Source organism: Sphingomonas sp. LY29 (assembly GCF_035593985.1).
In the GTDB taxonomy this organism is placed as follows: Bacteria; Pseudomonadota; Alphaproteobacteria; order Sphingomonadales; family Sphingomonadaceae; genus Sphingomicrobium.
The window spans coordinates 1,164,970-1,177,293 of record NZ_CP141587.1; the positions used below are offsets into that span (position 1 = coordinate 1,164,970).

General features: G+C 66.7%; 13 protein-coding genes. 9 read left to right on the forward strand and 4 right to left on the reverse strand.

All coding sequences use genetic code 11. From position 1 onward, the window contains the following. Window positions 1-7 precede the first annotated feature (7 nt). On the reverse strand, window positions 8-481 hold the full coding sequence (locus tag SH584_RS05910) for a hypothetical protein (protein ID WP_322842104.1): 474 nt from the start codon (window positions 479-481) through the stop codon (window positions 8-10). Window positions 482-643: 162 nt separating this feature from the next. On the opposite strand from SH584_RS05910, the gene SH584_RS05915 reads away from it, so the two are divergent. Then, the gene (locus tag SH584_RS05915; protein WP_324809318.1) at window positions 644-778 is read left to right on the forward strand and encodes a hypothetical protein; all 135 of its coding nucleotides are present in this window, start codon (window positions 644-646) and stop codon (window positions 776-778) included. On the opposite strand, the gene SH584_RS05920 is transcribed toward SH584_RS05915, so the two are convergent. After that, window positions 775-1,398 (reverse strand): hypothetical protein, encoded by a 624-nt coding sequence (locus SH584_RS05920; RefSeq protein WP_324809319.1) that lies wholly within the window; start codon window positions 1,396-1,398, stop codon window positions 775-777. The genes SH584_RS05915 and SH584_RS05920 overlap by 4 nt on opposite strands. Further along, window positions 1,395-2,396: a ligase-associated DNA damage response exonuclease gene (locus tag SH584_RS05925; RefSeq protein WP_322842102.1), complete on the reverse strand. Its 1,002-nt coding sequence runs from the start codon at window positions 2,394-2,396 to the stop codon at window positions 1,395-1,397. The genes SH584_RS05920 and SH584_RS05925 overlap by 4 nt, the downstream gene beginning before the upstream one ends. 58 nt (window positions 2,397-2,454) lie before the next feature. Between SH584_RS05925 and SH584_RS05930 the strand changes: the two genes are divergently transcribed. From SH584_RS05930 to pdeM, 5 genes are all read left to right on the forward strand, one after another. Continuing rightward, window positions 2,455-2,649 (forward strand): hypothetical protein, encoded by a 195-nt coding sequence (locus SH584_RS05930; RefSeq protein ID WP_324809320.1) that lies wholly within the window; start codon window positions 2,455-2,457, stop codon window positions 2,647-2,649. A gap of 17 nt (window positions 2,650-2,666) precedes the next feature. Further along, window positions 2,667-5,054: a ligase-associated DNA damage response DEXH box helicase gene (locus SH584_RS05935; RefSeq protein ID WP_416385170.1), complete on the forward strand. Its 2,388-nt coding sequence runs from the start codon at window positions 2,667-2,669 to the stop codon at window positions 5,052-5,054. A 41-nt stretch (window positions 5,055-5,095) separates the two neighbouring features. Further along, a complete protein-coding gene (locus SH584_RS05940) occupies window positions 5,096-5,386 on the forward strand; it encodes a hypothetical protein (RefSeq protein WP_324809322.1) in 291 nt (96 codons plus the stop codon). Window positions 5,387-5,458: 72 nt separating this feature from the next. After that, window positions 5,459-5,911 (forward strand): hypothetical protein, encoded by a 453-nt coding sequence (locus tag SH584_RS05945; protein ID WP_324809324.1) that lies wholly within the window; start codon window positions 5,459-5,461, stop codon window positions 5,909-5,911. 28 nt (window positions 5,912-5,939) lie between these two features. Continuing rightward, window positions 5,940-6,602, forward strand: coding sequence for a ligase-associated DNA damage response endonuclease PdeM (gene pdeM / locus SH584_RS05950; RefSeq protein WP_324809326.1), 663 nt, complete (start codon window positions 5,940-5,942; stop codon window positions 6,600-6,602). Here pdeM and pabB read toward each other — a convergent pair. Further along, a complete protein-coding gene (pabB, locus tag SH584_RS05955; protein WP_324809328.1) occupies window positions 6,599-8,341 on the reverse strand; it encodes an aminodeoxychorismate synthase component I in 1,743 nt (580 codons plus the stop codon). The genes pdeM and pabB overlap by 4 nt on opposite strands. Window positions 8,342-8,407: 66 nt before the next feature. Between pabB and SH584_RS05960 the strand changes: the two genes are divergently transcribed. The 3 genes from SH584_RS05960 to SH584_RS05970 all read left to right on the forward strand — a co-directional run bounded on the left by SH584_RS05960 (window position 8,408) and on the right by SH584_RS05970 (window position 12,314). Next, the gene (locus SH584_RS05960) at window positions 8,408-9,646 is read left to right on the forward strand and encodes a dipeptidase (protein ID WP_324809330.1); all 1,239 of its coding nucleotides are present in this window, start codon (window positions 8,408-8,410) and stop codon (window positions 9,644-9,646) included. A 74-nt stretch (window positions 9,647-9,720) separates the two neighbouring features. Further along, window positions 9,721-11,640, forward strand: coding sequence for a S9 family peptidase (locus tag SH584_RS05965; protein WP_324809332.1), 1,920 nt, complete (start codon window positions 9,721-9,723; stop codon window positions 11,638-11,640). Further along, window positions 11,637-12,314 carry an MBL fold metallo-hydrolase gene (locus tag SH584_RS05970; RefSeq protein WP_324809333.1) on the forward strand — a complete coding sequence of 226 codons (678 nt, stop codon included), beginning with the start codon at window positions 11,637-11,639 and terminating at the stop codon, window positions 12,312-12,314. The genes SH584_RS05965 and SH584_RS05970 overlap by 4 nt, the downstream gene beginning before the upstream one ends. The last annotated feature ends 10 nt before the right edge of the window (window positions 12,315-12,324 follow it).

A 12,324-nucleotide genomic window follows, 5' to 3' on the forward strand; every position in this document is an offset into this window, starting at 1 on the left:
GGTCGGATCAGGGGCCTTTGTCCGCCTTGGGCAAAGGCGCCTCCGCCTCCCGCGCTCGCCGCAGCGCCATCGCGCGGCGGTAGGCCGAATATTCGTCGTTGCCGGTCTGGAATGGCTCGCGCCAATCCTCGCCCTTCACCGCCTGCGTAACCGCCTGGATCGTCTTGATCGCCATGGGCAGGATCGGGATGACGCCCGAGCCTTGGCATTTCGTCGGCAGATTGTGACAGCTCTCGGCAGTCGCGGCCTCCTTGCGGCCGCGCTCGCTGATCGGCGGCGCATGGCGCGATCGCTCGCCGGCAAGGATGTCCGGGTCAATGCGATAGTCGGGAATGCGCTTGGCACAGACCACGGCGTCGATATCGTCCTCCCCTTCCGGACATGGCGGGGGCATCAGATCGATGACCAGAGGCGCCGGATTGCTCGCGGCACCCGGCTGGCTTCCCGCCAGGACAATCGCCGTCCAGATGCTCGCGACCATCAGATCTTCCTCTCCAGCCGACCAAGCCTAGGCGGATTCCCCGAAACGACAACGCGTCCGATGGACGCATCCCGCTTGAGCCACGCGTCATCGAAGTGACATTGCGGTTTCATCGCCCGTACCTTTTTGCAGGCTACCTTGGCGAAGCGGGAGGAACCGGAGATGAACAAAGCCCATCGATCGAGAAAGACTGGCTTCGCGGTGCTGCTAGGCGGCGTGGTCGCGGGGCTGGCGTTGTTCGCTGTCCGTCGCCAACCGGCGTCCGACCCTTGGGCGGACTGGCTGGCAACGCACTAGGACAGACAAGTGGCCAAGTTACCGTCGGCCGCTTTTCGCGCTTGCTCGCTCTGAGCCGGGCCGGGCTCGATCACCGCGACGATGCACGGCGTTGGCTGAAGCCGCGCCACGACCAGCTTGCTTGAGTCGGGCCGCGACGGCGCCGAACCGTCGGCGACGCCAAGCCGGAAGGTCAGCGTCTCGGGACGCGCCGGATCGGCCCCGCGCCACTCGGCGGTCGGTCCGAGGGTGCTGAACGCGCCTTTCGCGACCAGCTCGTTGAGCTTGATGTCGGTCTTCGCCCCGCCCGGCGCGACGACCTCAATCCCCTGCCGAAGATCGCTCTCGCTGACTTCAAGCGCATAGCCTGCGGGTCCACCGCAGCGGCGAAGGACATAACCCGCCTCCTCGCGATTCTCACGGACGACGCGGCAGTTGGCGGCATCCAGCTTGGCGAAATTGCTCATCCGCGCCGGAGTATTCGAATGTGACGCAGGCGTTGCGGCCTCGGTCTGCGACGACGAGTTCGGCATCACCGGCGCAGCCTCGGCCGCTTCGGACTGATTCTCGACCGGCTGCGGCTGCTCGGTCGCGCCACACGCGGCCAGGCTCAGCGACAGCATGACGATGCTCGTCCTCATTCTTCCTCCTCATCTTCATAGCCAACCAGATTGAGTTCGCGCGACTTGATCTGGTGGGTCATGCACCAGTGCATCAGCGCATCCTCGCGGCCGTGGGTGATCCACACTTCCTTCGGCGCGACCTCGCGGATCGTGGTGGTCAGTTCGTCCCAGTCGCTGTGATCGGAAATGACCAGCGGCAGCTCTACATTCTTCTGCCGCGCGCGTTGACGGATCCGCATCCACCCCGATGCCATCGCGGTGACCGGATCGGGCAATCGCCGCGACCAGCGGTCATTAAGCGCCGACGGCGGGCAGATGATGATCCGCCCCTGCAACTCTTCCTTCTTCGCGCCCGCAACGGGCCGAAGCTCGCCGAGCGGAACGCCAAGCTCCTCGTACAGGCGGCACAAACGCTCCATCGCGCCATGGTAGTAGATCGGCTCGTCGTGTCCCCGCGCGCGGATTTCGGCGATCACCCGCTGCGCCTTGCCCAGCGCATAGGCGCCGACCAAGATGCAGCGCTCCGGCTCGGCGCGAAGGCGGTGAAGCAGCCGGTCGATCTCGCTGCCCGTGTCGGGATGGCGGAAGACCGGTAGGCCGAACGTCGCCTCGGTGATGAAGATGTCGCACGGCGTCACCACGAACGGTGCGCAGGTCGGGTCCGGGCGGCGCTTGTAGTCGCCCGACACGACCACTCGCTCGCCCTGATAGTCGAGGATGATCTGCGCCGATCCCAGCACATGGCCGGCGGGGACGAAGCTGACGTCGACCTCGCCCAGCCGAACCGTCTCGCCATAAGCGACCGGGTTGGCCGACTGCTGACCATAGCGGACGTCCATGATCGCCAGTGTTTCGGGCGTCGCCCACACCGCGCCATGACCGCCGCGCGCATGGTCGGCATGGCCGTGCGTCACCAGCGCCTTGTCCTTTGGTTGTGACGGATCGACCCACGCCCCGGCGGGTTTGACGAAGATGCCTTCGGGAAAAGGCTCGATCCAGGAACCCGGACGCGGCATTGCGGGGTTATAGCCGATGAGACGCCGGCAAGTTCCCGGCCCAGTCGAGAGGAATGACATGGAAGAAGGCAGCCTTTGGCCCATCGCGACGATCGTCGGCCCGATCATCCTGCTGGTGGCATTCGTGTGGGTGATCCTGCGCAACCGCCAGGCGAAGACCCCGCGCGACGTCACCGAACGCGCGACGCATGACCTGTATCAGGCCGAAGATCGCGACGCGAAGGCCGCCGAGCGTCGGAACGAGGACATCTGACCGACCTTCCCGATGTCATTGCCGGCTGGTTCGATAAGCGCGGCTGGGCGCCGCGCCGGCACCAGTTGGCGATGCTCGACGTCGCGCGGAAGGGCGACCACGCGCTGCTCGTCGCCGCCACCGGGGCGGGCAAGACGCTGGCAGGGTTCCTGCCGACTCTGGTTGACCTGATCGAGCGACCGACCGAAGGCCTGCACACGCTTTACGTGTCGCCGCTCAAGGCGCTCGCGGTCGACGTGCAGCGCAACCTGCTCGGCCCGATCGCCGAGATGGACCTGCCGATCCGGGTCGAAACGCGTAGCGGCGACACGCCGTCGGATCGCAAGGCGCGTCAGCGGGTGAAGCCCCCGCAGATCCTGCTGACCACGCCAGAATCACTGTCGCTGCTGCTGAGCTATCCTGACAGCGAGGCGATGTTCGCGGGCCTCCACACCGTCGTCGTCGATGAAATCCACGCCTTCGCCAAGGAGAAGCGCGGCGACCTGTTGTCGCTCGCGCTGTCGCGGCTGCAAGCGATCCGACCCGAAGTGCGCCGCGTCGGCCTGAGCGCGACCATCGCCGATCCCGACGCCTATCGCGCGTGGCTTGCGCCCGACGGCGACATCGACACCGTCGCGATGGTCCAGGGCGATCCCGGCGCCGAGCCCGACCTCACCATCCTGATCCCCGACGGCCGCGTGCCATGGTCGGGCCATTCGGGCCGTTATGCGGCGAAGCAGGTCATGGAGCTGATCGAACAGCACAAGACGACGCTCGTCTTCTGCAACACGCGCAGCCTCGCGGAGCTGATCTTCCAGGAATTGTGGACCGCCAACGACGCGCAACTCCCGATCGGCATCCACCACGGCAGCCTAAGCCTCGAGGCCAGGCGCAAGGTCGAGGCGGCGATGAGCGACGGCCGCCTGCGCGCGCTCGTCGCCACGGCCAGCCTCGATCTCGGCATCGACTGGGGCGACGTCGACCTCGTCGTGCAGATGGGCGCGCCGAAGGGAAGCTCGCGCCTGCTCCAGCGCATCGGCCGTGCCAACCACCGGCTCGACGAGCCGTCGCGCGGAATGGTCGTGCCCGGGAACCGCTTCGAATATCTGGAGGCACGGGCGGCGCTCGACGCGGTCGACGCAAAGGAGCTCGACCCCGAGATCTTCCGCCCGGGCACGCTCGACGTGCTTGCCCAGCATATCCTCTCGGTCGCGTGCGCGGCACCGTTCGAGGAGGCCGCGCTGCTTGCCGAGGTGCGCACCGCCGCGCCCTACTCGGGGCTGACCGACGAGACGTGGCGCCAGGTGCTCGAATATATCGCGACCGGCGGCTACGCGCTGCGCGCCTACGACAAATTCAAACGGCTGGTCGAAGACAGGCCCGGCCACTGGCGCGTCACCCGGCCCGCGGTGATCGCACAGCATCGCCTCAATGCCGGGGTGATCGTCGACAATCCGATGATGGACGTCCGATTCAAGAACGGGCGGATGCTCGGCCGTGTCGAGGAAGGCTTTGCCTCGACGCTGACGATCGGCGACCACATCTTCTTCGCGGGCCTCAGCCTTGAGGTCGTCGGCATGAAGGACAGCGACATTCTCGTCCGCGCCTCGACCAAGCAGGCGCGACTGGTCACCTACGGCGGGCAGCGCATGTCGATGTCGACTCACCTCGCCGACCGGGTCCGCGGCTACTTGGCCGACGACCGCGACTGGCACCGCTTCCCCGACGACGTGCGCGAATGGCTGGAAGTGCAGAAGCGCCGCTCGATCCTGCCGCAGCCCGACCAGCTGTTGGTCGAGACCTTTCCGCACGAAGGTCGCCACTTCATGTGCGCCTACAGTTTCGAAGGGTGGAACGCGCACCAGTCGCTCGGCATGCTCGTCACCAAGCGGATGGAGAGCGCGGGCCTCAAGCCGCTCGGCTTCGTCGCCAACGACTATGCCATCGCCTGCTACGGGCTGGAGCCGGTCACCGACCCGCGTCCTCTCTTTTCGCCCGACATCCTCGAACAGGAATTCGTCGAGTGGATCGAACAATCGCACCTGCTGAAGCGCGCCTTTCGCGAGGTCGCGGTGATCGGCGGACTGGTCGAGCGCCAGCATCCGGGCAAGCGCAAAACCGGCAAGCAGGTCAGCTTTTCGACCGACCTCATCTACGACGTGCTTCGCAAGTACGAACCGGGCCACCTGCTGCTGAAGGCGGCGTGGGAGGATGCGCGGGCGCGGATGACCGAGCTTGGCCGGCTCGCCCGGCTGGTCGATCGGGCCGCCGAGACGATGGTCCATGTCCAGGCCGAGCGCGTCACCCCGCTCGCGGTGCCGCTGATGGTCGTGATCGGGCGCGAGTCGGTACCGGCGGGGACTGCAGAGGACCAGTTGCTGATCGAGGCCGAGGCACTCGCCGCCGAGGCGATGCGGCTCGACTGATCCGCCTCGACGAGGGTGGACGCATAAGGCATGATCGCCCCATGCGCCGCATCCTCATCTTGTCCGCCCTGCCGATCGCCCTGTCGGGCTGCGTCGTCGGCACCATCGCCAGCACCGCGGTCGATGTCGTCACCCTTCCGGTCAAGGCCGCGTCGGCGGGCGTCGATGCGGTGACCACCAGCCAGTCGGAAGCCGACGAGAAGCGCGGACGCGAACTTCGCAAGGCCGAGGAAAGAGCCGGCAAGCGCGACCGCGAATGGCAGCGTCAGTGCAAGAAGGCACAGGACCGCGGCGAACCCTGCCCGCCGCGCCCCGCCTCCGACATCAACTGAGCAGCGTCGTCCCGCGTCTCACCGCGAGGGACGGACTGGACCCGGCCCGCTCGCTCGTTCAGACGGTCTTACGTGCGCTACTTCCTCGACACCGAATATAATGGCTTCGGCGGAGCCTTGCTCAGCCTGGCGCTGGTGCCCGAAGACGGCGGCGAAGAGTTTTATGCGACCATCGCGCATGACGGCCCGCTCGACCCCTGGGTCGAACGCCACGTCGTGCCGTACCTCGACATGGTCCCCGAATCGTTGAAGGCGCCGCGCCTGTCGCGCCTCGCCGCGGCGGAATCGCTCGCGCACTGGCTGGCGCATGACGAGGCGCCCGACATCATCGCCGACTGGCCCGAGGACTTGTCGCACTTCGCGATGCTATGGGTGATCGGCCCGGGCCAGATGCTTCACGCGCCGCAGTTCACGCTCCGCTTCGTGCCGATGCCCGGCTTTTCGACCGCGGCGAACAGCGCGGTGCCGCACAATGCGCTGCACGATGCCCGGTCGCTTCGCGATCACGTCATGGGGTTGGAATAGCGCGCGAAAGCGGGTTACAGCGCCGCTCATGGTTCCCTTTTCGTTCGCCGGTCACGAATTCCTCGCCAGCCCCGATGGCGCGCTGCACTGGCCGGCTGAGGACGCCCTGCTGGTCGCCGACCTGCATCTGGAAAAGGCGAGCTGGTTCGCGCGGCTCGGCCAGATGCTGCCGCCCTATGATTCGATCGCGACCCTGTCGGCGCTGGAACGCGACATCGAGCGCAGCGGCGTTTCGCGCCTCTATTGCCTTGGCGACAGTTTCCACGACCGCTTCGGCTGCGACCGGCTGCCCGACGATGCGCGCGCGTTGCTGACCTCGCTCACTGCGCGGCTCGATTGGGTGTGGATCACCGGCAATCACGACGCGGGCTTCGTCGATCATTGCGGCGGCCGGATCGTCGAGGAGATGACGGTTCGCGGGCTGGTGCTTCGGCACGAAGCCGTCGCCAACGACCCCGCCCCCGAACTGTCGGGCCATTATCACCCCAAGCTTCGCCTGCGCATGAAGGGGCGGCACGTGTCGCGGCGGTGCTACGTCACGACCGCGACCAAGCTGATCCTGCCCGCTTATGGCTCGCTGACCGGCGGGCTCGACGCGCACCATCCCGAGATCATGCGCAAGGTCGGCCCCGGTGCGTCAGCGCTGGTCCCGGTCACCGACCGAGTCCTGCGCTTTCCGATCGCCGCCTAGGCGAGCTTCGCGGGGATCAGCCCTCGCACCATGTTGCCGATGAAGAAGCCCCCCTCGAGGTCGGCCTGCGTCAGTTCGGCTTCGACCGCGCGCCCTTCCTCGATCAGCGTCGAGCGAAGGATTCCGGGCATCCTCGCGCGCGCCGCCGGCGGAGTCAGCAGGCGGCCATCGCGCTCGACGAAGATGTTTGTGAAGCTGCCCTCGGTCAGCGCTCCGTCGGGGGCGACGAAGATCGTCTCGTCGGCGCCGCCGTCGGCTCGCGCCTGATCATAGAAGCGCCGGTCGCTGGTCTTGTGCGCCAGCCGGAAGTCGCTTTCGTCGACCGGCAGCGGCCGCACCGCGACCCGCGCTTCGCGGAACGGCCGGTCTAGCGGTTTGACCTGGATCGCCATCGCTCCGGTCGGCGACAGCAGGAGCCGCACCACGCCGGCCTCCTTGCGCCCGAAGGTCGCGGCCTGAAGCTCGTTGCGCGCGCCGTGGCGGTCGAACTTGAAATCGAGCGCCTTCGCGGATGCTCCCATCCGGTCGAGGTGCCTCGGCAATTCGACGATCCCGCTGCTGGGATCGAACCGCATCGTTTCGATCAGGTCAAAAGACTGACGCTCGGCCCTCACATAGTCCCCCTTGAGCAAGCACTCGTCCCATTCCTTAGTCGGCACGCTGTCCACGACAAGCCCCGAGCCGAGCCCGATCGTCGCGACATCGCGCGAGGTCTGCCATTCGAAGGTTCGGATCAGCACGTTGAAGGCCGCATCGCCTGCGCCGCCTGCACCGTTCGGCTCGATCCAGCCCATCGACCCGGTATAGGCCCCGCGCGGATCGGGCTCGAGCATCCGCAGCGCGGTCATCGCCGCGATCTTGGGCGCGCCGGTGATCGACCCGCACGGGAAGATCGTTTTCAGCACGTCGATCGCATCGAGCCCCTCGCGGAGCCGCGAGGTGATGCGGCTCGTCAGCTGGTGGAGTGTCGGATAGGTTTCGACCGCAAACAGGTCGGGCACCGCGACGCTGCCCGTCTCCGACACGCGCGCCAGATCGTTGCGCATCAAGTCGACGATCATCAGATTTTCCGCGCGCTGCTTCTCATCGGCGGCAAGTTCCTCGGCCTCGGAACGGTCGGCGGCGGGATCGGCACGGCGCGGTGCGGTTCCCTTCATCGGCCGCGCTTCGACCGTGCCATCGCGAAGCGTGAAGAATTGCTCGGGCGACAGCGACACCAGCGCGCGGTCGTCGTGGATCAGCACGCCGCCCCACCCGGCACGCGACGACCGCCGCAACCGGGCATAGAGCGCCTTCGGATCGCCAGCGACCGCAACGTCGCACCGAAAGGTCAGATTGGCCTGGTAATAGTCCCCGGCGAACAGCGCCTCGCGAACCTTCCGCACCCCCGTTTCATAGTCGGCCTGCGCAGTACGCGGTCGCGGGTTTCCGGCGTAAGCACCAGCGGGCGATGGCAGGATGTCGGCGAGGTCGGGCGTGTCGAACCCTTCGAACAGCCCGAAGCAGAGCAACGGCCCTTCGCCGCGACGGAACAGGTCGGTCAGCTTGGGATCGAACGCGAAGCCCGCTTCATAAGCGAGATAGCCCGCCGCATGTCGCCCCGCCGCCAATCCGGCACGGACCCGCTCTAGCGCGGGTTCGACTTCCTCGATCTGCCACGCGACGACCGTCTCGACCGGATCGCGATACAATCGCGGCGGCGCGCCGTTCGCCCTGGCGTCGTCGAAGAGGATCCACATGGCCTCGCCATTGCCCTGCCCGGCGACGCTTCGTAAACCCCGCCTCAATTCCAAGGGGAAATATCGATGCGTCACCTGCTGCTGCTGTCCGCCCTCCTGCTCGCCATGCCCGCCACGGCGCAGACGATCGACGCCCGGACCAAGGCGCGGATCGATCGCATCCTCAAACGCACCCCGCTAATCGACGGGCACAACGATCTGCCCTACGCCCTGAGAGAGGACTATGGGTTAAAGGTCGAGGGCCTTGCCGCGGGCACCGACTCCCGGACGCCGCCGCTGATGACCGACATGGCGCGGCTTCGCGTCGGCCGCGTCGGCGGCCAATTCTGGTCCGTTTATATCCAAGGCACCGTCGTCGGCGACGAGGCGATCCGCCAGACGATCGAACAGATCGATGCGGCGAAGCGGCTGATCGCCGCCTATCCCGATGACCTTGAGCAGGCCCGCACCGCCGACGACATCGTCCGCATCCACCGACGCGGCCGGATTGCGTCGATGTTCGGGGTGGAGGGCGGGCGCCAGATCGGCGGGTCGATGGCCACGTTGCGCCGCTTCCACGATCTGGGCGTGCGCTACATGACGTTGACCCACAACCAGACCACCGAGTGGGCCGACAGCGCGACCGACGAGCCGAAGCATAAGGGCCTCTCGTCGTTTGGACTGACGGTGGTCAAGGAAATGAACCGGCTCGGCATGCTTGTCGACCTCAGCCACGTCTCGCCCGATGTCATGCGCCAGGCGATCGCCGCGAGCCGAGCGCCGGTCATCTTTTCGCACAGCTCGGCGGGGGGCATTTCGCCGCACCCGCGCAACGTGCCCGACGACGTATTGCAGCTGCTGCCCGCCAATGACGGCGTCGTCATGGTGACGATCGTCCCCGGCTTCATTTCGAAGGACGTATGGGCCTGGTCGGCCAACCGCGCCGGTGAGGAAGCCCGGCTTGGTCAGATCCACCGCGCCAGCAAGGCCGCAGTGGCGGACGGGCTCAAGGCGTGGGAATTGGCCAACCCCCGCCCTCCCACCGACGTCCGGCTGGTCGCCGACCACATTGAACATGTCGCCCGCGTTGCCGGCCATGACCATGTTGGCATCGGCGGGGATTATGACGGCATTCCCTACACCCCGACGGGTCTCGAAGGTGTCGAGGATTATCCCAATATCTTCGCCGAGCTCATTCGCCGCGGATGGAGCGACGCCAACCTTGCCAAACTGGCGGGCGGGAATGTTCTTCGCGCGCTGCGGCGGGCCGAAGCGGTGTCGGCATCGATGAAGGACGTGCCCCCGGCAATCGACGAACTTCGCTGATTTTCGACGAAGCGGCTTGCCGCCCGGGGGACGTGCCGCCAAGCTGGCGGCCTGATCTCCTGGGGGAATGTCGAATGAACCGTCTCGTCCTTGCCGCGCTGTTTGCCGGCGTCGCCGCCTCGCCTGCCTTCGCTCAAGTCGCCAAGCCCGCCGCGCTGACCGCCGACGGCGTCCCCGCCGTTCCCGACGCGCTTGCCGCCGCCAGCCGCCCCTACATGGAAGCGCGCGCGGCCGGGTTCGCCGGATGGAATGCGCGCGACCGCTCGATGCTGATCTCGACCCGTTTCGGCAACGTCAGCCAGCTTCACCGCGTTGCCGGTCCAGGCATGGATCGCCGCCAGATCAGCTTCGAAGTCGAACCGCTGGGCGGAAGCTGGTCCCCGACCGGCGACACGCTGGTCGTCAGCAAGGACAATGGCGGCGACGAATTCTTCCAGATCTACACGCTCACCGACGGCAAGCTGACGCTGCTGACCGCGGGCGGGAAAAGCCGCAACGGCCTCAGCGGCTGGAGCCATGACGGCAAGCTGATCGGGTTCAGCTCGACCGAGCGCAACGGCACCGACAGCGACCTCTACGTGATGGATCCGCGTGACCCCAAGACCAAGCGCCGCGTCGCCGAGGTCAAGGGCGGCGGCTGGGGTATCGCCGACTTCGAGCCTGGCAACCGCCGCGCGGTCGTCGTCGAATATGTTTCGGTCACCAAATCGAATCCGTACCTGCTCGACCTCGCCAGCGGAAAGATGACCCCGATCGGCGATCATTCGAAGGCGATCGCCTACGGCGGCGGTCAGTTCGCACCCAACGGGACGCTGTGGGTCACCTCGGACGAGAATAGTGACGTCCAGCGTCTCGGCCGCCTCGACCTCGCCACCGGCCGCTTCACGCCGATCTCGGCGACCGGTAAATGGGACGTCGACGGCTTCGACATCAGCGAAGACGGCCGCACCATCGCCTTCGTCACCAACGAAGCGGGCATCGACCGCCTGTCACTGATGGACGTCGCCAGCGGCCGCATCCGCCGCGTCGAGAATATTCCCGCCGGCACTATCGGCGGCTTGGAATTCGCGCCGTGGGGGACGCTCGGTCTTTCGCTCAACTCGGCCAAGTCGCCGACCGATGCCTATTCGCTCGATCCGCAGTCGCTCAAACTGACCCGCTGGACGCAGAGCGAAACCGGCGGACTCGACCCCAACGTCAATGTCGAGCCGCAACTGGTCGAGGTGAAGAGCTTCGACGGCGAAACCGTGTCGGGCTTCCTCTACCGCCCCGACCCGCGCAAATTCCCGGGCAAGCGTCCGCTGATCGTCAACATCCACGGCGGCCCCGAAGGCCAGTCCCGTCCCGGGTTCCAAGGCCGCAACAATTACCTGCTTAACGAGCAGGGGATCGCGATCTTCTATCCGAACGTGCGCGGCTCGACCGGCTATGGCAAGCGCTTCGTCAGCCTCGACAACGGCCCGTTCAAGCGCGAGGATTCGGTCAAGGACATTGGCGCCTACCTCACCCGGCTGAAGGCCGACCCCGCGCTCGACGCCGGCCGGTTCGCGGTCACTGGCGGCAGCTACGGCGGCTACATGTGCTACGCCTCGGCCATCGCCTATGCCGACACTTTCAAGGGCGCCTTGTGCAACGTCGCGATCAGCAACTTCGTGACCTTCCTTGAGAACACGCAAAGCTATCGCCGCGACCTTCGCCGGGTCGAATATGGCGACGAGCGCGATCCCGCGCAGCGTGCCAAGCTGATGGACATCTCGCCGCTCCGCCGCATCTCGGAGATCAAGGCGCCGCTATTCGTGGTGCAGGGCGCCAACGACCCGCGCGTGCCGAAGACCGAGGCCGACCAGATTGTCGCCGCGGTCCGCAAGCAGGGCGGCACTGCCTGGTACCTCGTCGGCGAAAATGAAGGCCACGGGTTCGCCAAGAAGGAAAACCAGGACTATCTGTTCTGGAACACCCTCATGTTCTGGGACCAGACCCTGCTCAAGAAATGACCGACGCCCCCATCCCCCCGCTCCGCGCCGCGATCATCCCGGTGACCCCGCTGCAGCAGAATTGCAGCCTGATCTGGTGCACCGAGACGATGCGCGGCGCGTTCGTCGATCCCGGCGGGGACATCGACAAGCTGACCGCGGCCGCTACGCAGGTTGGGGTCACGATCGAGAAGATCCTGATCACCCACGGCCATATCGACCATTGTGGCTCGGCGGGAATCCTCGCCGAGCAGCTTGGCGTGCCAATCGAGGGGCCGCAAGAGGAAGACCGCTTCTGGATCGCCCGGCTCGACGAGGATGGCGCCGCCTACGGCGTCGTCGGCAAGCCGTTCGAGCCCGATCGCTGGCTGGAGGATGGCGACCAGGTCACCGTGGGCAAGCTGACCTTCGACGTCGCCCACACGCCGGGCCATACGCCCGGCCACGTCGTCTTCCACAACCCGGCTTCGAAGCTCGCGCTGGTCGGCGACGTGCTGTTCGCCGGATCGATCGGCCGCACCGACTTCCCGCGCGGCGACCATCAGGCGCTGCTCGATTCGGTCGTGCAGAAGCTCTGGCCGATGGGCGACGACACCCACTTCATTCCCGGCCACGGCCCGACCTCGACCTTCGCCCGCGAGAGGGCGAGCAATCCGTTCGTGGGCAACGCGGTATTGGGCGCGCCAGCGTCCTAGCGCTTGCGCC

Bases quoted from the DNA above. Each gene is read 5' to 3' on its own strand.
- SH584_RS05910 (WP_322842104.1), bottom strand. From the start codon at position 481: ATGGTCGCGAGCATCTGGACGGCGATTGTCCTGGCGGGAAGCCAGCCG.
- SH584_RS05915 (WP_324809318.1), top strand. From the start codon at position 644: ATGAACAAAGCCCATCGATCGAGAAAGACTGGCTTCGCGGTGCTGCTA.
- SH584_RS05920 (WP_324809319.1), bottom strand. From the start codon at position 1,398: ATGAGGACGAGCATCGTCATGCTGTCGCTGAGCCTGGCCGCGTGTGGC.
- SH584_RS05925 (WP_322842102.1), bottom strand. From the start codon at position 2,396: ATGCCGCGTCCGGGTTCCTGGATCGAGCCTTTTCCCGAAGGCATCTTC.
- SH584_RS05930 (WP_324809320.1), top strand. From the start codon at position 2,455: ATGGAAGAAGGCAGCCTTTGGCCCATCGCGACGATCGTCGGCCCGATC.
- SH584_RS05940 (WP_324809322.1), top strand. From the start codon at position 5,096: ATGCGCCGCATCCTCATCTTGTCCGCCCTGCCGATCGCCCTGTCGGGC.
- pdeM (WP_324809326.1), top strand. From the start codon at position 5,940: ATGGTTCCCTTTTCGTTCGCCGGTCACGAATTCCTCGCCAGCCCCGAT.
- pabB (WP_324809328.1), bottom strand. From the start codon at position 8,341: ATGTGGATCCTCTTCGACGACGCCAGGGCGAACGGCGCGCCGCCGCGA.
- SH584_RS05960 (WP_324809330.1), top strand. From the start codon at position 8,408: ATGCGTCACCTGCTGCTGCTGTCCGCCCTCCTGCTCGCCATGCCCGCC.
- SH584_RS05965 (WP_324809332.1), top strand. From the start codon at position 9,721: ATGAACCGTCTCGTCCTTGCCGCGCTGTTTGCCGGCGTCGCCGCCTCG.
- SH584_RS05970 (WP_324809333.1), top strand. From the start codon at position 11,637: ATGACCGACGCCCCCATCCCCCCGCTCCGCGCCGCGATCATCCCGGTG.